Source organism: Vibrio aestuarianus (assembly GCF_012395185.1).
Classification (GTDB): domain Bacteria; phylum Pseudomonadota; class Gammaproteobacteria; order Enterobacterales; family Vibrionaceae; genus Vibrio; species Vibrio aestuarianus.
Genome location: NZ_JAAZTU010000017.1, coordinates 13,037 through 36,538, shown reverse-complemented (window position 1 = coordinate 36,538; position 23,502 = coordinate 13,037). Strand labels below are relative to the sequence as shown.

At 42.7% G+C, this 23,502-nt stretch carries 22 protein-coding genes and 1 pseudogene; 7 read left to right on the top strand and 16 right to left on the bottom strand.

Translation table 11 applies throughout. From position 1 onward, the window contains the following. Positions 1–7 precede the first annotated feature (7 nt). Positions 8–625 (bottom strand): c-type cytochrome, encoded by a 618-nt coding sequence (locus HGG78_RS09940; RefSeq protein WP_172532790.1) that lies wholly within the window; start codon positions 623–625, stop codon positions 8–10. A 167-nt stretch (positions 626–792) separates the two neighbouring features. On the opposite strand from HGG78_RS09940, the gene yihA reads away from it, so the two are divergent. Beyond that, complete coding sequence (gene yihA, locus HGG78_RS09935; RefSeq protein WP_053309761.1) at positions 793–1,473, top strand: ribosome biogenesis GTP-binding protein YihA/YsxC; 681 nt, start codon at positions 793–795, stop codon at positions 1,471–1,473. Positions 1,474–1,979: 506 nt separating this feature from the next. Here the strand turns inward: yihA and spfP are convergent. From spfP to hemB, 3 genes are all read right to left on the bottom strand, one after another. Continuing rightward, positions 1,980–2,027, bottom strand: a complete 48-nt coding sequence (gene spfP, locus HGG78_RS19330) for a small protein SpfP (protein ID WP_438356636.1) — start codon at positions 2,025–2,027, stop codon at positions 1,980–1,982. 193 nt (positions 2,028–2,220) lie between these two features. Beyond that, complete coding sequence (polA, locus tag HGG78_RS09930) at positions 2,221–5,013, bottom strand: DNA polymerase I (RefSeq protein WP_172532789.1); 2,793 nt, start codon at positions 5,011–5,013, stop codon at positions 2,221–2,223. Between the two features lie 808 nt (positions 5,014–5,821). Then, positions 5,822–6,871 carry a porphobilinogen synthase gene (hemB, locus tag HGG78_RS09925; protein ID WP_172532788.1) on the bottom strand — a complete coding sequence of 350 codons (1,050 nt, stop codon included), beginning with the start codon at positions 6,869–6,871 and terminating at the stop codon, positions 5,822–5,824. 188 nt (positions 6,872–7,059) lie between these two features. Between hemB and HGG78_RS09920 the strand changes: the two genes are divergently transcribed. Further along, a complete protein-coding gene (locus tag HGG78_RS09920) occupies positions 7,060–7,821 on the top strand; it encodes a TatD family hydrolase (protein WP_172532787.1) in 762 nt (253 codons plus the stop codon). Positions 7,822–7,887: 66 nt separating this feature from the next. On the opposite strand, the gene tatC is transcribed toward HGG78_RS09920, so the two are convergent. From tatC to rmuC, 7 genes and pseudogenes are all read right to left on the bottom strand, one after another. Then, entirely contained in the window at positions 7,888–8,631 is a 744-nt protein-coding gene (tatC, locus tag HGG78_RS09915; protein ID WP_053309765.1) for a twin-arginine translocase subunit TatC, read from the bottom strand. A gap of 167 nt (positions 8,632–8,798) precedes the next feature. Next, positions 8,799–9,096 (bottom strand): annotated as a pseudogene (gene tatB, locus HGG78_RS09910) (Sec-independent protein translocase protein TatB); the annotation flags it as partial. A 3-nt stretch (positions 9,097–9,099) separates the two neighbouring features. Further along, on the bottom strand, positions 9,100–9,336 hold the full coding sequence (gene tatA / locus HGG78_RS09905; RefSeq protein ID WP_053309767.1) for a Sec-independent protein translocase subunit TatA: 237 nt from the start codon (positions 9,334–9,336) through the stop codon (positions 9,100–9,102). 54 nt (positions 9,337–9,390) lie between these two features. Next, positions 9,391–11,025 (bottom strand): ubiquinone biosynthesis regulatory protein kinase UbiB, encoded by a 1,635-nt coding sequence (ubiB, locus tag HGG78_RS09900; RefSeq protein WP_053309768.1) that lies wholly within the window; start codon positions 11,023–11,025, stop codon positions 9,391–9,393. Then, positions 11,022–11,627 carry a ubiquinone biosynthesis accessory factor UbiJ gene (locus HGG78_RS09895; protein WP_172532786.1) on the bottom strand — a complete coding sequence of 202 codons (606 nt, stop codon included), beginning with the start codon at positions 11,625–11,627 and terminating at the stop codon, positions 11,022–11,024. The genes ubiB and HGG78_RS09895 overlap by 4 nt, the downstream gene beginning before the upstream one ends. 9 nt (positions 11,628–11,636) lie before the next feature. After that, positions 11,637–12,419, bottom strand: a complete 783-nt coding sequence (gene ubiE, locus HGG78_RS09890) for a bifunctional demethylmenaquinone methyltransferase/2-methoxy-6-polyprenyl-1,4-benzoquinol methylase UbiE (RefSeq protein WP_172532785.1) — start codon at positions 12,417–12,419, stop codon at positions 11,637–11,639. Positions 12,420–12,467: 48 nt separating this feature from the next. Then, the gene (gene rmuC / locus HGG78_RS09885; protein ID WP_172532784.1) at positions 12,468–14,012 is read right to left on the bottom strand and encodes a DNA recombination protein RmuC; all 1,545 of its coding nucleotides are present in this window, start codon (positions 14,010–14,012) and stop codon (positions 12,468–12,470) included. 141 nt (positions 14,013–14,153) lie between these two features. On the opposite strand from rmuC, the gene HGG78_RS09880 reads away from it, so the two are divergent. After that, on the top strand, positions 14,154–15,038 hold the full coding sequence (locus tag HGG78_RS09880; protein ID WP_172532783.1) for a DMT family transporter: 885 nt from the start codon (positions 14,154–14,156) through the stop codon (positions 15,036–15,038). A 104-nt stretch (positions 15,039–15,142) separates the two neighbouring features. After that, positions 15,143–17,197, top strand: a complete 2,055-nt coding sequence (locus tag HGG78_RS09875; RefSeq protein WP_172532782.1) for a putative bifunctional diguanylate cyclase/phosphodiesterase — start codon at positions 15,143–15,145, stop codon at positions 17,195–17,197. 70 nt (positions 17,198–17,267) lie between these two features. Here HGG78_RS09875 and HGG78_RS09870 read toward each other — a convergent pair whose 3' ends face one another. The 4 genes from HGG78_RS09870 to ftnA form a co-directional block, all read right to left on the bottom strand. Then, positions 17,268–18,455 carry a BaiN/RdsA family NAD(P)/FAD-dependent oxidoreductase gene (locus tag HGG78_RS09870; protein ID WP_172532781.1) on the bottom strand — a complete coding sequence of 396 codons (1,188 nt, stop codon included), beginning with the start codon at positions 18,453–18,455 and terminating at the stop codon, positions 17,268–17,270. 141 nt (positions 18,456–18,596) lie between these two features. Then, positions 18,597–19,424: an HDOD domain-containing protein gene (locus tag HGG78_RS09865; RefSeq protein ID WP_171980710.1), complete on the bottom strand. Its 828-nt coding sequence runs from the start codon at positions 19,422–19,424 to the stop codon at positions 18,597–18,599. A 141-nt stretch (positions 19,425–19,565) separates the two neighbouring features. Further along, positions 19,566–19,889, bottom strand: a complete 324-nt coding sequence (uspB, locus tag HGG78_RS09860; protein ID WP_053309776.1) for a universal stress protein UspB — start codon at positions 19,887–19,889, stop codon at positions 19,566–19,568. A gap of 72 nt (positions 19,890–19,961) precedes the next feature. Further along, positions 19,962–20,489, bottom strand: coding sequence for a non-heme ferritin (gene ftnA, locus HGG78_RS09855; protein WP_053309777.1), 528 nt, complete (start codon positions 20,487–20,489; stop codon positions 19,962–19,964). 154 nt (positions 20,490–20,643) lie between these two features. On the opposite strand from ftnA, the gene HGG78_RS09850 reads away from it, so the two are divergent. Both HGG78_RS09850 and HGG78_RS09845 read left to right on the top strand, forming a co-directional pair. Next, a complete protein-coding gene (locus HGG78_RS09850) occupies positions 20,644–21,069 on the top strand; it encodes a universal stress protein (RefSeq protein WP_053309778.1) in 426 nt (141 codons plus the stop codon). Positions 21,070–21,125: 56 nt separating this feature from the next. Beyond that, a complete protein-coding gene (locus tag HGG78_RS09845; RefSeq protein ID WP_053309779.1) occupies positions 21,126–22,007 on the top strand; it encodes a carboxylate/amino acid/amine transporter in 882 nt (293 codons plus the stop codon). A gap of 72 nt (positions 22,008–22,079) precedes the next feature. Here the strand turns inward: HGG78_RS09845 and HGG78_RS09840 are convergent, their stop codons facing one another. Further along, on the bottom strand, positions 22,080–22,859 hold the full coding sequence (locus HGG78_RS09840) for a class I SAM-dependent methyltransferase (protein ID WP_172532780.1): 780 nt from the start codon (positions 22,857–22,859) through the stop codon (positions 22,080–22,082). 155 nt (positions 22,860–23,014) lie between these two features. Between HGG78_RS09840 and asnC the strand changes: the two genes are divergently transcribed. Further along, complete coding sequence (asnC, locus tag HGG78_RS09835) at positions 23,015–23,479, top strand: transcriptional regulator AsnC (RefSeq protein WP_053309781.1); 465 nt, start codon at positions 23,015–23,017, stop codon at positions 23,477–23,479. The last annotated feature ends 23 nt before the right edge of the window (positions 23,480–23,502 follow it).

Below are 23,502 nucleotides of genomic sequence, written 5' to 3'. Positions count from 1 at the left end.
GTAGGGATTAGTGCAGGCCACCAACGTATTTAGACAAAATTTCGATATCAGCATCGGTTAGCTTTTTAGCTACATCTTGCATCATGCCGTTCATGTCATTGTTACGTGAACCTTCACGAAATTTTTGCAGCTGAGCTTTGATGTAGTCAGCATGCTGACCAGAAATTTTAGGAAAACCTGAAAGCTCAGTGCCATTACCTCGCGGACCATGACAAGCAATACATGCGGTCAAACCACGCTCTGCATCACCGCCGCTATACAATGCTTTACCAGTCTTAACGACATCTTCAGGCGTTGAGTTGGCTGAAATAGGTAAAGAGGCGAAATAAGCCGAAAGATCCGAAATATCTTCATCACTAAGCGGCATAGCCATACCACTCATGACCGGATCATAACGACCTTGCTTGCCACCGCTGGTCATACCAAGTCGCAATTCAATTAACTGCTTCTCCATATATTTAGTGTGTTGGCCTGCAAGTTTAGGATAGGTAGTAATTAAACTGTTACCGTCAGCACCGTGACAGGCAACACATGTTTGAGATTTTGCTTTACCAGCTTCGATGCTGCCTTGGGCCCACACTGAGCAGCTGGCTAAAAGACTCAAGATTAGCGCTAATTTCTTCATGACATTCCATTTATAATTATCAAGCTTCCAGTACCACCAGACAGTTGCTACTCACTCTCAGTGGCGACTCATGGTACAATAGGCGACCTTATGCCGAGCACGGTTATTTTACACAATTTCACAAAAAAGTAATCAATCGACTACACAAAGTCGAGATGGAGTTAACAGTGAGCGTAAAAATTCATTATCAAAACACGCATTTCATTACCAGTGCGCCTGACATTCGTCATCTACCTGATGACGAAGGAATAGAAATTGCGTTTGCAGGACGCTCCAACGCAGGTAAGTCAAGCTCGCTTAACCGCCTGACGAATCAAAAGAGCTTGGCGAAAACCAGTAAAACACCTGGTCGTACCCAACTAATCAACCTATTTAAGGTGATGGACGGTTGCCACATCGTTGATTTACCGGGTTATGGCTTTGCTCAAGTTCCTCTAGAAATGAAGAAAAAATGGCAGAAGTCGCTCGGAGAATACCTACAAAAACGTCGCTGTTTGAAAGGGTTGGTGGTACTGATGGACATTCGCCACCCGATGAAAGATCTCGATCAACAGCTTATTTACTGGGCAGTCGACTGCAACATTCCCGTACAAGTACTACTGACCAAAGCTGATAAGCTAAAAAGTGGTGCTCGCAAGGCTCAAGTGTTAAAAATTCGTGAAGATGCGCGAGCGTTTGGCGGTGATGTGAGTGTTGATGCTTTTTCTTCACTCAAAGGACTCGGTGTCGATATCCTACGCAATAAACTGGACACTTGGTTTGCACCAGCGTTAGCACATTTAGACGCAGAGCAAGCCGATGAAGAGTTAACAGAAACAACCTCTATCGACGATTCTCAACCCGAGTAATTCCATGTCGATAGATAATCTAGCCCTGCCATTTTGTTTGGTGGGGCTTTTTTTTGGGCGACGGATATTGAACCTTAACAGATTGCAGCAAAGGTTTATGTGCAGTAAAAGAGAAGTGATAAAAACAAAAATCCCCACCATCCTGGTGGGGCAACGGGAGAGAAAAATTAATCGTTATTCTTATGCGTTAAGCATTCCCTAATCCGCGCTCTTTTTCAATAGCTTAGCGTCTATATTTTCCTGCTCTATAAAAGCGAAAATAAATCACAACCCATTGAATAAAAGACAAAAAAATCGAAACACATCTCTAGAAGTAACTTGATTTTCTAGTAGAAATAATAAAAATGTGATTGATGATTTCTTACAAAATCGTGTGTTACACACAAAATAGAGATAAGCCAAAATAAAGAAAATAACGTGACTGAAAATAGAATGGGATCGCTGAATTGATTTTTGTTTCGCCCAATAAAAAACGCCCCAGTCAAATACTGACTGGGGCGGCTGAATCAGCCTAATCCAATAACGTGAAACAAAAGGTCTGAAAGATAGAACATCTTACCTCTGTACCCTACGAGAGTTAATGTACAACAAGTGGTCAGAAATGGGAAACTTTTTTGTAGTTTTTTTTCACTAAATATTTCTTAAACAACAGAACACATAAAATGCACCATTCTTATTTCATGATAAAAAAAAGCCAGCATTTGTGTGCTGGCTCATATAAATTAGGGTGTTTAGTGTAAAAAACGATTAATGTGCCTGATCCCAGTTATCTCCATGACCAGTATCAGCCACTAATGGCACTTTAAGATCCGCTGCAGATTCCATCAATTGTTGTACTTTACTTTCAATTTCGGCTAAAGCTGTCTCTTGAACTTCAAATACTAATTCATCGTGTACTTGCATCAATAGCTTAACTCGTCCTTGTCCATACTCTTCAATCCATGCATCGACCAACAACATCGCTTTTTTGATAATGTCGGCAGCAGTACCTTGCATCGGCGCATTGATCGCCGCACGTTCAGCCGCTTTACGACGCATCCCATTACGAGATTTAATTTCAGGTAAATACAAACGACGTCCCAGCAAGGTTTCAACATATCCCAACTCACTTGCCGTTGAGCGAGTATCTTCCATGTACTGCATTACACCAGGATAACGTTCAAAGTATTTATCCATATACCCTTGCGCTTCACCGCGCGGAATACCAAGCTGTTTGGCTAGCCCGAATACACTCATTCCATAAATGAGACCGAAGTTAACCGCTTTAGCTCGGCGACGCTGTTCGCTACTCACCTGATCAATACTGACTCCAAGAATCTCGGCAGCGGTCGCAGCATGGATATCTTTTCCTTGTTGGAAGGCTTCAAGCAGTGCTTTATCACCAGACAGATGCGCCATAATACGCAATTCAATCTGCGAGTAGTCGACAGCCATGATTTTCCAGCCATGAGGTGCAACAAATGCTTGGCGAATACGGCGTCCCTCTTCATTACGAATAGGAATATTTTGTAAGTTCGGATCGGTCGACGACAAACGGCCCGTCGCGGTCACAGCCTGATGATAAGAAGTATGCACTCGCCCTGTGGTTGGGTTAATCATCTTCGGCAGTTTATCGGTGTAGGTGGATTTCAGTTTGGCTAAACCACGATGCTCAATAATCACTTTCGGCAATGGGTAATCAAGCGCTAACTCTTGCAGTACTTCTTCATTCGTTGACGGGGCGCCAGTTGGCGTTTTCTTGATAACAGGCAAACCCATTTGCTCAAACAAGATTGTTTGTAACTGTTTTGGCGAGCTGAGATTAAAAGGCTGGCCAGCAATCTCAAACGCTTTTTGCTCAAGCTCATCTAAGCGAGCGGCTATTTCGTGTGATTGAGCGCTAAGCAGCATATCGTCAATCATCACTCCGGTACGCTCAATACGCGATAAAACTGGTACTAGCGGCACTTCAATTTGCTGATAAACGCTGTTCAGTTTTTCATCTTGCTCGATATAGCCCATCAAACGATGGTGGAGCCGCAAAGTAACATCGGCATCTTCCGCAGCATAAGGCGCGGCTTGTTCTAGATCGATTTGGTTGAACGTCAGTTGGTTTTTGCCTTTACCTGCAACTTGCTCGAATGAAATGCAGCTATGCTGCAAAAACCTTAATGCTAGGCTGTCCATATCATGTTTGCCACCTACGCTGTTATAAACGTAAGAAGCCAGCATAGTGTCGTGTTTAATGCCTTTCATCTCAATATCGTAGCGTGCCAATACGCTCGCATCGTACTTGAGATTTTGCCCTACTTTGGCTTGGTTATCATCTTCTAAAATCGGTTTTAGTTGTGATAAGACCCAGTCTCGATCAAGCTGTTGCGGTGCATCTAAGTAATCATGAGCCACAGGAACGTACGCGGCAACGCCTTCCTCTGTCGCAAACGAAATACCAACTAAATTTGCCACCATGTAATCTAGGCTGTCGGTTTCCGTATCAAAAGCAAATACGTCGGCCGCTTTCAACTTAGCTAACCATTCGCTAAATGCTTTTTCATCTAAAATAGTTTGGTACTGACTGCGGTCAATCGTCACCGCTGAACTATCAACCTCTGAAGCTGAACTGGATGAAGAAGGTGGTGTACTGCCCGACTTTTCATCCGCTTCGATGACACCAGTTCCACCGTCAAGCAACTCGGTTAACCAAGACTTAAAAGTTAGCTGCCCGTACAGTTTGATTAGTTCATCAATATTCGGCTGAGTTTTCAGTAATGCTTCTGGTTTTTCTTCCAATTCAACATCAAGTTTGATGGTCGCTAACTGATAAGAAAGGAACGCATTCTCACGATTATCAGAAAGTTTTTGCGCCATGGTTTTAGAGCCACGGAAACCTAATGGGGCTATTTTGTCTAAATTGTCGTAGATCTGTTCAAGACTGCCGATACCTTGTAGCAAAGCCAAAGCAGTTTTTTCACCAACGCCCGGAACACCGGGAATGTTATCCACTTTATCGCCCATCAGAGCCAAATAGTCGATAATAAGTTCTGGTGGAATACCAAACTTTTCAATCACCCCTTCTCGATCAAGTACTAGATTGGTCATGGTGTTGATCAACGTAATATTGTCATCTACCAATTGCGCCATGTCTTTATCGCCGGTACTGATTAAGACAGGCATGCCCACTTTGGAGGCCTGAGATGCTAGCGTGCCGATTACGTCATCTGCTTCCACACCTTCAATAGATATAAGGGGTAAACCCATGGCTCGAATTACGTTATGTAATGGCTCTATTTGACAACGCAAATCATCCGGCATTGGTGGTCGGTTAGCTTTATATTGTGGATACATCTCATCACGGAAGGTTTTCCCCTTCGCATCAAAAATAACCACCATGCGCTCAGAAGAAAACTGGCGCATCATGCTTCGCAGCATATTAACCACACCATATACGGCATTAGTTGGGATTTCACCATTACTCATGGTGCCAGGGTAGGCATGAAATGCACGGTAAAGGTATGAAGAACCATCAATTAGAATGAACGGGTTATCTGGTATACGAGCCATTGTCTTTTGCTATCCAAGGAGAATACAGAATGTAATGACTAAGGATGCCATGACTGCCCAGAGGTTTCCACGCCAACACACGCCTAGCTTCGAAAGATTTTGCTTATTTGCCCAGCAGCGCACAAGCCAATCTGTGGATAACTCTGTTTATAAACTTTATCCACATGTTATCAATATGCACACAAACACCAAAAAGACACACCTAACTTATTGTATTTAAAATACAAAAACAAGGATCGAACAATGTTGCCATGATCTTTTTACGATCATCCATTGTGGAAAAGACTACCGCTGCCCTTTTAGACACCCACTAGGAATCACTTGATCGTTTAGATATAAAAAAAGCGACACCCGAAGATGTCGCCTAGCAGAAAAAGTCAAAACTAAGTGAAGTCACTCATTCAGTTTTGCTATAAAGCTATAAATTACACTGGAAGCAATGTGAGCAATGTCGTGTCAAAAAGAAGCGGTGCAAGTTCATTAGCAATTTGTCTCGTCACTATTAACACCGAATCGTTGGTGAATCGTAAACTTGACGTCCTTGTGAACTCTCCTCGTCCCTAAGACAAAGTTAATAATAATGATTCTCATTTAATTATCAAGTTTAAATGAGAAAAAATATCATTTATTTTTTATATCGGCACAAACACAATGATAAGCTCAATAGAGAAAAGGGATATTCATCTTACTTTTCATACAATTAACAACAGTCAATGCGGGAATTTTCAGGAAATAAAAAAGCTGACCTATACCCAAACAACTTAGAGTAGGAAGGGGATAAAGTCAGCCTAGAAATGTATGATCAATATTATTCAGCGTCAGTCTGTAAATACTGCGCTGGCTTTGCGTTTTCTTCGGCTAGCCATTGCGCTACATCTTTTGCAAAGTACGTCAAAATGCCATCAGCACCAGCACGCTTAAAGCACAGCAATGATTCCATGACCGTTTCACGCTCTTTCAGCCAACCGTTTAGAATAGCGGCTTTGTGCATCGCATATTCACCAGAGACTTGATAAGCAAAGGTTGGAACTTGTAGTTCAGATTTCACGCGACGAACAATATCAAGGTATGGCATGCCAGGCTTAACCATTACCATATCTGCACCTTCGTTGATGTCCATCGCAACTTCTTGAATAGCTTCATCGCTATTGGCTGGATCCATCTGGTAGTTTTTCTTATCACCACCTTTAAGATTTGCGGTTGAACCAACCGCATCACGAAATGGCCCGTAATAACATGAAGCATATTTTGCAGAGTAAGCCATGATTTGGGTGTGAATAAACCCGGCTTCTTCTAGAGCTTGACGAATCTTACCAATACGGCCGTCCATCATATCGGATGGCGCAACCACATCTACTCCAGCTTCAGCATGCGATAAAGCTTGTTTGATCAGCACTTCCGTCGTTTCATCATTCATCACATAACCCGTTTCATCGATGATGCCGTCTTGACCATGAGTGGTGAATGGATCAAGCGCAACATCGGTGATCACACCAATTTGTGGAACATGCTCTTTCAGTAGACGAACCGCACGTTGCACCAAACCGTCTGGATTATAAGCCTCTGCTGCACATAAGCTTTTTGCATCTTGGTTAACGACAGGAAAAAGCGCGATCGCAGGTACACCAAGGTTTGCTAAATGCAGGGCTTCTTCCAACATTAAATCAATAGAGAGGCGTTCAATACCTGGCATTGACTCCACAGGCTCACGACGATCTTTCCCCATTAGAATGAACATTGGGTAAATCAGATCGTTAACCGATAACTGATTCTCAGCCATTAAGCGACGGCTGAAATCATGCTTGCGTAGACGACGCATACGACGCCCTGGGAACTGACCTTGAATGGATACTGACACTCTATTCTCCTTGTTTTTTCGCAGTCAAAGAAAGCGATCTTTCTTTAGCACCGCTGTTGATCAAGTGTGGCGAAATCATATCACTCTCGCTTTGTGACGCTAGCGGCAATCTACAAAAATCAGAAAAATGATCTCAGGCTCACACTTACGTATACTCTCAGAATATTTCTTATTGATAGAGACAGACCATGATTGATACCCATGCCCATATTTATGCTGCTGAATTTGATCACGATCGAGATGAAGTCGTGCAACGCGCTAAAGCACAAGGGATTGAAAAAATACTACTACCAAATATCAATCTCGACTCTATCCAACCGATGCTAGCAACCGAAGCGGCCTACCCTGACATTTGTCATTCAATGATGGGGCTTCACCCTTGCTATGTCGATGAAAATGTGGAACAAACGCTGACTGTGATTGAGTCATGGTTTGATAAACACCCTTTTATCGCCGTGGGAGAAATCGGTATCGATTTATACTGGGATAAAACCTTCAAAGCTCAACAAGAGAAGGCCTTTATTACCCAACTCAACTGGGCCAAAGAGCGTGATTTACCTGTTGTAATTCATACCCGTGATTCAATCAACGAAACTTTACAGTTACTCGCCAAAGAACAAGATGGATCACTAACGGGTGTATTTCATTGCTTTGGCGGTAGCATTGAAGAGGCAAAGGCAATTAACGATTTAGGATTCCACCTTGGCCTTGGAGGAGTCTCTACCTTCAAAAATGGTGGAATGGATGTGGTGATTCCACAGTTAAATTTACAGTGGGTGATACTTGAGACCGACTGCCCTTATCTGGCACCCGTTCCACACAGAGGGAAACGTAATGAGCCCGCTTACACGCAGTTAGTCGCTCAGCGTGTCGCACAGTTAACCGATAGGTCGTTGGATGAAATTCAAACCATTACCAATCTAAACGCAAACTCATTATTTGCTATTTAAATAATCTATGAGATAAAAAAGCGGCAAATCTGCCGCTTTTTTTTATTCAACGATATGCTTTCTTTTTTATTGTTGCTCTTCATCACTCTCTTTACGCACATAAAAACGTGCAAAGAATAATCCAACTTCAAACAACAAACACATTGGTATCGCAAGTAAGGTTTGTGACACTAAGTCTGGTGGCGTCAGAAGCATACCGACGACAAATGCTCCAACAATAATATAAGGGCGTTTTTCACCTAAAGTCTTAGGATCAGTCGCACCAGTCCAACACAATAAAATAATGGCAACGGGTACTTCAAAGGCAATACCAAAAGCTAAAAAGAGCGCTAAAACGAAATCCAGATAACTCGAAATATCGGTCGCAAATTCAACTCCTCCTAAAGATATCGCGGTAAAAAACCCAAACACCAACGGAAACACCACAAAATAGGCAAAAGCGACGCCACAGTAAAACAACAGTGAACTGGAAAACATCAAAGGCATCACTAAGCGGCGCTCATGCTTATACAAGCCTGGAGCAACAAACGCCCAAACTTGATACAAGATAAATGGCACCGCAATGAATACTGAGGCAATCAAGGTTAATTTTAAGGGGGTAAAAAACGGCGATGCAACATCGGTAGCAATCATGGTTGCCCCTTCGGGCAAACGCTCTACCAACGGTTTAGAGACAAAATCATAGATATCGCTCGAAAAATACACCAAGCCGATAAAAATAACGATCACGGCGGCAATCGCTCGCAATAACCGGTCTCGTAATTCCAACAAATGGCTAATTAAAGGCTGCGTCTGCTCAGCAGAAGACATATCGAACCTCATATAAATAGATCAAAAGAGGAGCTACAGCCGCAGCAGTAACTCCTCCAATAGAGACTAATCGGCTTTCTTATCTGCCGTTGCTGGCTGCGAATCCGTTGAAGAGGGAGTGGCTTCAACGATATCTTCACTACGTTCTGATGCTACATCTGAAGGTGATGGATTCGCATAAGGTCGCTGAACATCTTGCGCAGCTTGTTTTAACTGCTCCACTGAAGACTTAAGTTCTGGAGATAAATCTTCCATCCCCATTTGCTCAGCTTTACGCAAGTTATCTTGCAGTTCTTGAACTTTAAGCTCGTGTGCTAATTCATCTTTCACACTGTTTGCCATGTTCTTTGCAGTACTGACAAATTTAGCCACGCTGCGAATCGCATGAGGCAAACGTTCAGGCCCAAGAACCACCAGCGCAACAACAGATATTAATACCAGTTCCCAGAAACCGATATCAAACACGTGTTATGCCTGCTCTTTATCTTTTTTAGTTTCAGCAGTCGCTTCCGTTTTCTGCTGATCTAAGTTTTTAGGTTCAAAGTCTGCATCTTTTTTCGCAGGTTCATCTTCACTCATGGCTTTTTTAAAGCCTTTAACTGCACCGCCTAAATCACCGCCAATGCCGCGTAATTTTTTCGTTCCAAATAGCAATACAACAATTACCGCAATGATAAGAAGTTGCCAGATACTGATACCGCCCATTTTCTTTACCTCGGGGATTTTTTAAACAAAATAACAATTCTTAGAGCTTACCGCTTATTGACGATAAGCTCGCCAGCTAAACAGCCAAAATGTGATACCCACAAGCCCTACTGTCAGTGACAATGGCTGGTAAATACTGTTGACTAATATTGCCGAGCATACGATTAAAGTGGCACCAATGCCAAATAAAAACTTCCCAGTCGCCTGTTGACGCTTAGTGTCACAGTAACCCTGATAAAACTGATCCATTCGTTGGTTCATTGCTTTAGCTTGTCTGAGGCTATCGTAAAGAAGCTCAGGCAATTCTGGTAATTTTTCGACCCAAAATGGTGCTCGGTCTTTCAGCGCATTAATTAACGCTTGTGGTCCAACTTGATTCATCATCCATTTTTCTAAAAATGGTTTCGCTGTTTGCCACAAATCTAATTGTGGGTACAGTTGCCGTCCTAACCCTTCAACATACAACAAGGTTTTTTGCAGTAGCACCAACTGCGGTTGCACTTCCATATTGAAACGACGAGCTGTGTTAAATAGGTTTAGCAACACATGGCCAAATGAAATTTCGCATAGTGGTTTGGCAAAAATTGGCTCGCACACAATGCGAATCGCAAATTCAAATTCATCAATGTTGGTTTCACGTGGAACCCATCCTGAATCAACATGCAATTGTGCAACCCGGCGATAGTCGCGGTTAAAAAAGGCAAGAAAATTCTCAGCTAAGTAACGTTTGTCTTCACTATTTAACGTACCAACAATGCCACAATCTAACCCTATCCACTGTGGGTTTTCTGGGTTTTCTGGGTTGACGAACACATTACCAGGGTGCATATCTGCATGAAAGAAACTGTCGCGGAAAACTTGAGTGAAAAATACGCTCACGCCACGTTCCGCCAAAAGTTTCATATTGGTGCCATTGGCTTGTAACCCTGCAATGTCTGAAACCTGGATGCCGTATATTCGCTCAGAAACCATGACAGTTTTATTACTAAAGTCAGGAATAATTTCTGGTACGTATAATTCTTCGCTATTTTCAAAGTTGCGACGCAGTTGAATGGCATTGGCTGCCTCACGACGTAGGTCGAGTTCATCACGAAGGGTTTTGTCGTACTCACGTACAACTTCAACAGGCTTGAGTCGTCGAGCTTCCGGTAAGGCTTTGGCGACAATGCGTGCCATGCGGTACATGAGTTTGATATCTGCATCAATGACAGGCTGAATATCAGGGCGAATCACTTTTAGTACGATTTCCCGCCCTGACGATTTAAGTTTTGCCGTATGCACTTGCGCAATTGAAGCGGAAGCGAGCGGTTCAATATCAAAATCATCAAACCAAGTTTCAAGGCTGCCACCTAGCGCTTTTTCCATCTGAAGTTTCGCTAATGCGCCATCAAAAGGTGCCACTTTATCTTGCAATAACGCGAGTTGGTCTGCGATATGTGGCGGGAAAAGATCACGCCGTGTAGACATCATCTGTCCAAACTTAATCCACACCGGGCCAAGCTCTTGTAGTGCTAAACGCAATCGCTCACCTAATGGTTTATCAGGATGGCGATTTTTAATCCAGAACAGACCTTTACGTGCCAGTATCGGAGCTTTCGTTAACTGGTGCTCTGGCAGGAGTTCATCTAAACCATATTCCAATTGAACTTTAATGATTCGGTATAAACGCTTCCATTCGGTTGGGGTCATGCTTGCTCCAACAATTGTTGAATTTTTACTTCTATACGCGCGGCCTGGCTTTTTATGTCATCGACTTGATCACAAAAATGTGCCACTTCTAACGAACCAGGAAATAAACGCCACTCTTCAGTCAAAACTTGAGCCATATGATTTCGCTGTTTAGAAGCTTGCGCTTGCAATAGCTGGCCTGCGTTTTTAAAACCTTGAACCAAGGTGTGAGCAACCACATCTCCAGTGACACGCGACAACCACTCTTCAACATCAGGCTTGCAATCTGTCATCAGTTGCGCAAATTTTTGCGCCAATTGAATATCGCCTTCCAACACCAATTTATCTTGCTTGATCAACTGGGTGATATTGGCTTGTTCACGCAATTGCGGCAAAACAGACAAATTAAGCGAGAGATAGCAGTCTGGCAGGCCTTCATAGTCAGCTAAAACATCAATTTGCTGACTAAAAATAAAGGTCAACGTTTTGTTGAGTTCTTTGAGATGAACTTGGATCACTTGCCCTTTTAGGCGTGATAAACGACGACCCAATTGTGGATCGTCTTGAATTAACGTGTTGAGTGTCGTTTCAATTGCGGCTGTCACTAAAAGCTCAAACGGCATGCTCAATCCTTAGAATTTATAACCACGGTGCAGCGCTACAATACCGCCCGTTAAGTTGTAGTAACTGGTTTGCTCAAAGCCGGCTTCATCCATCATCCCTTTCAAGGTTTCTTGATCGGGGTGCATGCGGATAGATTCCGCTAAGTAACGGTAACTGTCGGCATCATTAGCGATAATCTGGCCTATTTTCGGCAATAAATGGAAGGAGTATGCATCATATACTTTCGACAATGGATCAAGAATGGGCTTAGAGAATTCCAATACTAATAAGCGACCGCCCGGCTTCAATACGCGGAACATTGAGCTCAATGCTTTGTCTTTATCGGTCACATTACGCAAACAAAAGCTAATGGTAATGCAATCAAAATAATTATCAGGAAACGGCAATTCTTCCGCATTGGCTTGCACGTAATGCACATTACCCACGATACCGTTATCACGCAGTTTATCGCGCCCAACATTCAGCATTGAATTGTTGATATCTGCCAGAATCACATGACCTTTATCACCAACAATACGAGAAAATTTTGCGGTTAAATCGCCCGTACCACCACCGAGATCCAAAATACGTTGCCCAGGGCGAGCGCCACTGCAATCAATCGTGAAACGCTTCCATAAACGATGAATACCACCCGACATCAGATCATTCATAATGTCGTATTTGGTAGCAACAGAGTGAAAAACTTGTGCCACTTTGGCCACTTTTTCTTCTTTCGCTACGGTTTCAAAACCAAAGTGAGTGGTATTGGTTGTCTCTAACGCTGTTTTTGATTGCACGCTTGTATCCGTCATTATGATTCCTCTTAGGCAGCACGTGTTGTTATAGGCTACTGCGGGCGATTAGTTTACTTTATCCTCAGCTTGATGTCTTTCTACTAACGGCCCATTTTGCTTGGCATTTTCAGTCAATGCCTCATTTTGCGATTGTTCTGCCCATTCGCTACTGATCGAACGTTTAATTTCAACGCCGAGCTGTTTGAAGCTTTCAGCTTGACGAATGGCATTACCACGCCCTGTCGCCAGCTTATTCATCGCCCCTTGATAGCTTTGGTTAGCGCGATCCAATGCCCCACCTAAGCCTTCCATATCATCGACAAATAAACGCAGTTTGTCATAGAGTTTGCTGGCTCGTTCGGCAATTAATTGCGCGTTTTGATTTTGTCTGTCATTGCGCCATAAATTATCAATAGTACGTAGCGCCACTAATAATGTGGTTGGGCTGACTAAAATAATATTTTGCTCCATGGCGTCTTTAACCAAACTAGGGTCAGCTTGAATCGCCACCTGAAAAGCAGGTTCAACCGGAATAAACATCAACACATAATCTAGGCTCTGAAGCCCCTTAAGTTGATGATAATCTTTTTGTCCCAACCCTTTTATATGAGCTCGCAGTGCAAGTAAATGCTCACTTAATGCACGCTCTCGCTGCGTATCAGTTTCGGCATTAAAGTAACGTTCATACGCCACTAAAGCCATTTTCGAGTCAATCACCACTTGTTTATTGTGTGGTAAATGGACGATAACATCTGGTTGATAACGCTTGCCGGCGTCATTTTGCAAACTGACTTGGGTTTGATATTCATGCCCTTCACGCAGGCCTGACTCGGCCAACACGCGGGCTAACACCACCTCACCCCAATTACCTTGCTGTTTATTATCACCTTTAAGTGCTTGAGTTAGATTCACCGCCTCTTTAGTCATCTGTTCATTGAGGCGTTGCAGGTTTTTCAGCTCATGAACTAATGTGTGGCGCTCTTTGGCCTCATGGTTAAAGCTGTCATTGACCTGTTTCTTAAATCCTTCGAGTTGTTCTTTGAGCGGAGAGAGCAAACCTTCTAAACTTTGACGATTTTGTTGATCAACTTTGGCCGTTTTTGCTTCAAACAATTGATTGGCTAAATGTTCAAATTGTTGCTTTAAGCGCTCTTCAGCACGCTCTAACAGTTGCAGTTTTTCTTGGCTTGATTGAATTTGCTGTTCATGGCGCGCTTCTTGTTCGCGTAACTGCGCTTCGAGCTGTGATTTCTGCTCTCGCATCTGGTTTAAGTCATTTGAATACTGCTGCCGCTCTTGTTTTACTGCTTCGAAATAACGCAATTTTTCCATTACGGCCATCAACTTACCGTGAGACTGTTTAAGCTCAAACGCAGCTTTATCTCGCTCTTCGTCTAGCTCATCTAACTCTTGTTGCGATTGTTGTAATGCTTGTTTTAACTCGGTAATTTGCTGCTGATGATGCGCATTATTAGTGTCAATCTGCTGCTGCAATAACTCGCTTTTTAGATTCAGTTTTTGTTTCACCCACCAACCGACCGCTGAGCCGCTGATCACAGCACTGCTTAACGTTGAAAGCGCTAACACTTGGTTTTCAATAATCCATTGCATAATAACGGCTTAACTCTATTTCATCAGTTATGCTTAAATGGTATTTCGATACTGGATAAATGTCCAGTTTGTGCAAGTTAACAGCAAGCTATAGACTTGCGCCGCTGAACACTATTTCAACAATCATTGTAATGAGGATACATGGACGAACGACGCGCACTGGGTTTTGGTTTATCTGCCGTATTATTGTGGTCAACGGTTGCCACCGCTTTCAAACTGACTCTTGCAGAATTTACTCCGATACAAATGCTCACCGTTGCGAGTATCGTTTCAGGCTTGGCACTATTGGTGATTTGTGCAGTGCAAGGCAAACTGAATCAAGTCGTCAGTACCTTTCTCGCCAACCCTTGGTATTACTTATTACTTGGGCTAATCAACCCTCTCGCATATTACCTTATTTTGTTTAAGGCCTATTCATTGCTGCCCGCCTCTCAAGCGCAGGCAATCAATTACAGCTGGGCTATTACACTGACCCTGATGGCAGCCGTCTTTTTAGGGCAAACCATTCGCAAACAAGATTGGATTGCCTGTGCACTAAGCTATTTCGGAGTCGTCGTCATCGCGACTAAAGGCGATATTTTAGCCATGCAATTTGATAGCCCGCTTGGTGTTGGGTTGGCATTACTATCGACGCTACTGTGGGCAAGCTACTGGATTCTCAATACCAAAAACACCGCAGACCCAGTTATTGGGGTTTTACTGGGGTTTCTAATCGCCATTCCGTTTGCCATTGGCTTAAGTTGCTATGAAGGGGCAAGTTGGCAACAGATCACCATCAAAGGTTGGAGCGCAGTAACTTATGTCGGCTTATTTGAAATGGGTGTGACCTTCGTGCTGTGGTTAAGTGCATTAAAGCTCACGGCCAATACCGCGAGGATCAGCAATCTCATTTTCGCTTCACCTTTTATCTCACTGCTATTACTGGCTACCATTATTGGTGAAACCATTCACCCCACCACCCTTATTGGTTTGGTGCTGATTATTGCAGGTTTAGTAATTCAGCAGTTCAAAACAAAGAAGAGCTAGTGCTGATCGTCAGTAAAACAACAACAATGATAGTCGTATCAATATTACTAAGTATGATTCTGCTATCCTAAATAGAGTCACCAAACTGAGCGAACGAATTGTCGATGCCAGATAAAATCACCTACACTCTACCAAAACTACAAGAGTTCTTAGACAGTCTAGAAGACCACGCTTGGCTAAAAAGCCCAGATGGTAACTATATACTGTGTAATAAGGCAGTAGAAAAAGCATGGGGGTTATCGACGCAGCAAATTTTAGGATCAAACGATTATCAATTGTTTGACGATGAATTGGCCCGGAAATTTATATCTGCAGATCAATGGGTTATCGATAATAAAACTCAGCTAGTCGTCGAAGAGTGCTCATCGACAGATAACGATCAAAGTGAAGTCTGGTTGGAAACGATAAAGGCTCCCATCTATAGCGAAGATGGCCAATTACTTGGGACAATGGGCATGACACGTAATGTCACCCGCCGCCGCCAGTTAGAAAATCAACTTAACCTCACCACACAAATTTTTAATCACTCTCGTGAAGGAGTGATGATCACTGACGACAAAGCCAATGTTATTGATGTCAATGCTGCCTTCACCGCAATTACAGGCTATCAAGCCGATGAAGTCATCGGTCGTAACCCTCGAATTTTACGCTCAGGTCATCACGATGACGCTTTTTATCAAGCAATATGGCACAACCTTTCGCAGAATAAATCGTGGAAAGGTGAATTTCTTAACCGTCGCAAAGATGGCTCTCTCTACCCACAGCTCTCAACGATAACCCCAGTTTTCGATGACCACCAGCAGGTGAAAAACTACCTATGTGTATTTGAAGACATCTCTCTACGTAAAGCTCATGAAGCAAAACTTGAGCAAATGGCCTATTTTGATCCACTGACAGAGTTACCGAATCGGACTAATTTACTACAAGAGATAGCCCACCAAATTAAGCGCTATGACATTACGAAGCTCAATTTTGCTACCTTATTTTTAGATATTGACCACTTCAAACACATTAATGACAGCTTTGGCCACTATTATGGTGACCAAGTTTTAGTTGAGCTTGCCAACCGTCTTAAGCTGTGCCTGAAAAAAACCGACCATATTGCAAGAATTGGTGGGGACGAGTTTGTTATCTTGCTGACAAAACTACCACCAGAGCAATCTTTAGTGCCGATCCTCGATAATATTTTTTCTGTCTTTGAGCGCTATTTTGACTTTGGTGAAGAATCTTTAAGATTATCGACCAGCATTGGTATCGCAAATTACCCTCAAGATGGACAAACACCGGAAGCACTACTGAAAAATGCCGATACAGCGATGTATTTAGCGAAAAAGAATGGTCGTAATGGATACGCGTTTTATTCGCCGGAGCTAACGGATGTCGCCATATCAAGGGTACGCTTACAATCGGCGTTGTATCAGGGTGTCGAACTCAAGCAATTTAGTTTAGTGTATCAGCCTCAATTTAATCTACACAATCAAACCTTACTCGGGTTTGAAGCGCTCATTCGCTGGCATCACCCTCAGTTGGGTTTAGTATCACCCGACGAATTTATACCTATGGCGGAAAAAACCGGTGCGATTCAATCAATTGGTGAGTGGGTCTTACGCACCGCCTGCCAGCAAGCAAAACAATGGCTCGATGCGGGATATCTGTTAGACAAGTTATCCGTGAACGTATCAGCAATACAACTTAAACAGAGTAATTTTATCGAAATGTTGATCCGCATTCTCAGCGAATCACAGCTCCCAGCCCATAAACTAGAAATAGAAATCACCGAAGGCTTTTTAATCGAAAACAAGCAAAAAGCGATTCATGATTTGCAGCAAATTGCAGAACTGGGGGTGGGTATCGCATTGGATGATTTTGGTACGGGCTACTCTTCGCTTTCTTACCTCAAAGGATTACCACTACAAAAGTTGAAAATCGATCGCTCGTTTATCAATGACATTCCCGATGATAAAGAAAGCAATGCCATTGTCGCGGCCATTTTAGCGATGGGGAATAGCTTATCGCTGATTGTTACCGCTGAGGGTATCGAGGATGAAAAACAAATGAGTTACCTTGACCAAATTGGTTGCCATTTTGGTCAAGGTTACTATTTAGGTCGCCCACTCAGTGTGGAGGATGCAACGAATCTACTGAAGAAGAATGGCTAACCTCTAGCCATTTTGTCGGAGGGATTTTAACCTATCTACTGCATTTTCGACTCAATTTGTTTAGGAGAAATTATACCCATGAGCCAGCAACAAAGCCGCTAGACCAACACCACTGGAAGTTATACCCACCTAACCAACCTGTCACATCCATCACTTCACCAATAAAATATAGGCCAGCGACAGACTTACACTCCATCGTTTTAGAAGAGAGGTAATCGGTATCAACCCCCCCTAAGGTCACCTCCGCCGTCCGATACCCTTCGGTACCATTAGGTAAAATCTGCCAATTCTCTAAATAATGTGTGATAGCAAGAAGATCATTGGGATTAAGCTGCTTTAGCGGTTTATCTTCTAGTTCTTTACGCTCAATTAACACTTCAATTAAACGCTTTGGCAATGCTTTGGCTAAGGTGTTTTTCAAGCTTTGATTGGGGTGCAGCTCACGAGATTGAACCAATAGATCATGCACATCTATTTCCGGTACTAAGTTAATCGTCACCTTTTGCCCTGCTTTCCAGTAAGAAGAGATTTGTAACACTGCAGGTCCAGATAAACCACGATGAGTAAACAACAGCGCCTCTTTAAATACAGTGCCATCTTCTGCTGTAATTTGCGTTGGAATGGCGATACCAGAAAGCTCAGTAAAATCTTCTTTATCTTGCTTGTGTAAAGTAAACGGCACTAAACCAGCAGTGGTTGAAACAATAGGCAAGCCAAACTGCTCAGCTATTTTATAACCAAACGGAGTGGCGCCGAGTTTTGGCATCGATAATCCCCCGGTCGCTACCACTAGCGATTGACACTCAATCGTATCCCCACTAACTTGCAGACAAAAACCGTCTTGCGTTTTTTCGATAGACTGAACATCCGTTTGGTAACGCTGCTTAACATTGGGCATATCGCATTCCGTTAGCAGCATATTAACGATATCTTTAGCTGAATCGAGACAAAACAGTTGCCCGTGATCGCGCTCTTCAAAGGCAATATCGTACTTGCTCACCATTGAGATAAAATCCCAATTGGTGTACTGCGACAAAGCGGATTTAACAAAGTGTGGATTACGACATAAGTAGTTACTTGCCGAGACATCATAATTGGTAAAATTACAGCGCCCACCACCGGAAATAAGAATTTTTCGGCCCGGCTTTTTAGCATGATCAATCACTAAAACATTTCTGCCACGCATACCTGCTTGTGCGGCACACATTAATCCTGCGGCCCCTGCGCCAATGATGACCACGTCGAACTGATGAATCATGCTTACTACCTACTCTTTAATCAAGCACGCTTTACGCACCCAACAACAAACAAAAAGGATGTACTGCGTGAGCGTACATCCTTAAACATTGCGGCTATTCTAGCGACTAATTGAATGAAGACAAGATCAACAAGCCACCACTTAACGTTCCATTAATTGCTCGGCGAGATCACGGCCACAACCACGAACGCTATCCACTGTTTCTGCAAAGCTCGCTGATATAGCTAAAATGCGGGAATCAGAATGCTCCACCAAGAAAGTAAGCTTTTCTTTTTCGGTGAGAATATCCCATTGATGATGGATATCACGAGCAAAATGCAGTACGCGAGCTAATTTTGGTGACAACTGCGCTTTGTCTGGTTGAGCTGAAAAGGCAATGGCATCGATCATTTCATCAGGAAACTTCCATGCTTTGGCTAACTTAGCACCAAGCACATTAGCGTCAGTATGGATAATATGGCGCTGTGCTTCGATTTCATCTTCTCCCGATTCAACACACTCACGTATTTTTAGTGCTTCTTTAGGCACCAAAGAGTGGATCATCAACAAGCCTATATTGTGTAATATCCCAATGGTGAAAGCGCTGTTTGCATCTAATTTTATCGCAGCCCCCAACTTACTGGCGATAAGAGCAATCTCAAACGTATCGGCCCAATATTGAGTTAAATCGAGCGTATCAATTTTAGGAAAGGCACTGGATAATACTGAGGCGATAACCATGGTGCGTACTGAACCACTGCCAACTCGAATCACCGCATCGTTGATCGATGCCACAGTTCGGCTTCCACCAAAATGCGCAGAATTAGCCAAGCGCAGTAGCCGCGCACTTAATACTTGTTCCATTGAAATCTTACGTGTCAGTTCACCAAAATCAACGTCATTTTGGTTAACCATCTCAAGCAGTTCTTGCAATATTTGTCGTAGACGAGGTAACTCATTTAGACGACTAAATAAGGCTTTTTCTTCCATTGAATCCATCCTTTTATCATCGTTTAAAGGATAGTTGGAGTGCTTTTATAATGCTAAACAATGACGAATAAATTTAGCTGCACAGCATTGGAATTAGGTCAGGCAAAGTAAAGGAGCGATTTCGCTCCTTTACTCTAACGCTTAAACGATACAAGCAACAAAGGTGGTTACCGCTAATAATGAGATAGATAGAATAAAGAGTTCCCTTACTCGATCACATTTGCCTGTAAAGATTGGATCGTGGTGATGGTGATAGTCTTTACTTTTTAGATAATGGAAAAGACGGACCTGTTTAGTGACATTACCATGCGTGGTAAAAAAGCCGCCTCCATCTACTTGCTGGTAAAGCAACGGATGAGCTTCACGCATGATATAAATAAGTGAACGTAGTGCTGTAAAATAACGAGCAAGGTTTACCCCTGTTACAAGCATCAACGCTAATAAAATTGTATCTCCAGTGATCATCTTTTCCTCCCTACACCTCTGTATGGAGAACCCGAAGAAAAAGACGACCGCTTCTAAGTCTTTTTGCTGAAATTACACAGCTTGGGCATCCATTACAGAAGATGAGCCTGCTTTTGCCATTGCCGCTAGGTCTTTGTCGATGAAGAACAGTGCTTTTCCATCATCACCAACCAACTCTAGCTTATCTAAAATCCCTTTAAACAACTTCTCTTCTTCGTGCTGTTCAGACACGTACCACTGAAGGAAGTTAAATGTTGAGTAATCTTGAGATGTAAATGCCGAATGAGCCAGTTTGTTAATCTGTTGAGTAATCATCTGCTCATGTTCATAAGTTTCGCTAAATACCTCTCCGAGGCTTGCAAAATCATGTTTCGGCGCTGCGATCGCTCCAAGGATAGGCAGTGCTCCTGTCTCACTCACATACGTGAAGAGACGTTGCATGTGTTGCATTTCTTCTACAGCGTGAACGCGTAAAAACTCTGCTGCACCTTCAAATCCTTTGTCTTCACACCAAGCACTCATTTGTAAGTATAGATTGGATGAAAAAAATTCGAGATTAATTTGCTCATTCAATTGTTCAACCATAGCTTGTGACAGCATTGACGACTCCTAATTTCTCTTATGATTTGAATTGACTATACCATGAACTCCACCATAACACTTTGTACTCAGTATATGGATATGGGATCACTTCGACAAAAAACTCTCAACCTCGATGCTAATCTTCATATAAAACCCATCAGGAGATAGCACTATGAGTTATCAACATATTTTAGTTGCGATTGATCTTTCAGAAGACAGCAAGCTATTGATAGATAAAGCCGTAGCATTAGCAAAACCACTTGAAGCCGAGATTTCTTTTATCCACATTGATGTCAATTATGCCGAACTATATACCGGACTTATCGATATCAATTTAGCAGAAACTCAGCACCAATCGATGGAATCATCTCAAAAACAACTGCAAGCTTTGGCAAATTACGCACAGTACCCGATTAGACATACCTTAGTCGGCAGCGGTGATTTAAGTAATGAGCTGTGCGAAACGATCAATGAATTTAGCATTGATTTGGTTGTTTGCGGTCACCACCAAGATTTTTGGAGTAAATTACTGTCGTCTACTCGTCAGTTAATTAACTGCTCACCAGTAGATATGTTGGTCGTGCCACTTCACGACTGACGGCAAGCTAAAACTCAGTTAGACTGCAGAGCATTAATTAATCATCGTTATGTATCATGATCTATTTATCTGCAGTTACCCTACTTTGGGCATTTTCTTTTAGCCTGATTGGCGTTTACTTAGCTGGTCAGGTTGACTCTTGGTTCTCGGTTTGGATGCGAGTGGCACTAGCAAGCCTTGTATTCCTGCCATTTATTAAATTTAAATCTATTCCCATTCGATTGATCCTAAAACTGATGGTAATTGGCGGAATTCAGCTTGGACTGATGTATTGCTTCTATTATCAGTCCTTTTTACTGCTATCAGTACCAGAAGTACTGTTATTTACCGTTTTTACGCCTATTTATGTCACGCTTATTTACGATTTACTCAAAGGACATTTTTCTCCCTGGTATTTAGTGACAGCTGCCATTGCCGTTGTAGGTGCAGTATTTATTAAATTTGCAGGGATAAATGATAACTTCTTAACGGGATTCTTTGTGGTACAAGGTGCCAACCTGTGTTTTGCCATCGGTCAAGTCGCATACAAATACGTGATGGAAAAACAGCCAGTCACGCTGTCGCAGCATACTGTGTTTGGTTATTTCTATTTAGGTGCGTTAGTAGTGGCAAGTACTGCTTTTTTGTTGTTTGGTAACAGTGATAAGTTGCCAACCACATCGCTGCAATGGGGCATTTTGGTTTACTTGGGGTTAATCGCGTCTGGGCTTGGTTATTTTGCTTGGAACAAAGGCGCTTGTCTGGTTAATGCCGGCGCACTTGCGATCATGAACAATGCTCTAGTTCCTGCGGGCTTGGTAGTGAATATTATGATTTGGAACCGAGATGTTGACCTGATGCGCCTTGGTATTGGTGGCTCGATTATCTTACTTTCCTTATGGGTCAATGAAACATGGGTTAAACGCAAAGTCATGGCCCAAAGTAAAACGACCAATTAAGTGAAGTCATATAAAATGACAGCGCCTACTAAAATGTAGGCGCTATTTTCTTACTCTTACGTAATCTCTTTGCTAACACATTGCTGCTTTAACATAGACATCAAATCGGTTCTTTTTCGTTTCGATTGCCATACTCGGCTTTTGATTATCTAACCAATTAGCATAATCTGGACGCTTGACCACAACTCGCTTGCTCGCCAAACTCAACGCGGGGGCTAATAAGGCATCGGCATCGAGATCTGCGCCTACCAATGACTGAAAAACCCGCATCTCTTTTTTAACTAATGCCGTTTGCTTTTTGTTTTCCGGATGAGGATACATTGGATCAAGATAGACAACATCTGGCTTTTCAAAACGAGGATCTTGCGCCAACTTATCAAGGGCATCATGACTTGAAGCATGAAGCAAAGTCATTCTTTCTCCAACCCAAGTACCAATCTCAGGATCAAGCTTTGCTCTTTCTAAGCCATCATCGAGCAATGCAGCAACCACAGGATGACGTTCAACCATTTGTACTTTACAGCCCAAGGAAGCCAGTACAAACGCATCACGCCCTAACCCTGCCGTTCCATCCAAAATATTAGGAGTGACACCTTTATTCAGCCCAGCCGCTTTTGCGATGGATTGACCTTTCCCTCCGCCAAACTTGCGACGATGCGCCACCGCGCCACTGACTAAGTCGACATAAATAGCCCCTAACTTAGGCTCATCCAACTTACGTAGCTCAAGTCGATACTCGGTTAACACCAACGCAAATTGACTCGTTTGACTATGTTCAAGCCCCCAGCGATGAGCTAAGTCATCCAAACGTGGCTGCTGTGTAGGTGCTTCGCAAATCAGTTGTAGCTGCAAGTTGACTCCAAAAACAGAGATAATAATCAGAAACCTGAGTTTAACTAATTTTGCTGGATGTGACTAAAGCTAATAACTAATCTCAGACCATGACTTACGAGAAACTATGGTGAGTGGTAGACTCAAATTGCTGTATTACTATAAGGACTTTTGCCATGCATGCCACAGCCGCGAAGCTTGATGATCTCGACCGAGCGATTTTAAAAATTTTAATGGAAGATGCACGCACGCCTTATGCCGAGATGGCGAAACAGTTCAATGTTAGCCCTGCAACTATCCATGTACGTATCGAAAAAATGAAATCAGCCGATATTATTCAAGGCACAGAAGTTGTCGTGAATACCAAAAAACTAGGCTATGACGTCTGTTGCTTCATTGGCATTAATTTAAATGCAGCGCGAGACTATCACTCAGCTTTAGAAAAACTGAATGCATTAGACGAGGTGGTAGAAGCTTATTACACCACTGGCGCTTACAACATCTTTGTTAAGTTGATGTGTCGTTCTATTGAAGAATTACAGTTTGTCCTCATCGATAAATTACAAGCGATTGATGAAGTACAATCAACTGAAACACTTATTTCATTGCAAAACCCAATCAACCGTAACGTGAATCCATAATTTGCGCATAAATAAAAAGCCAG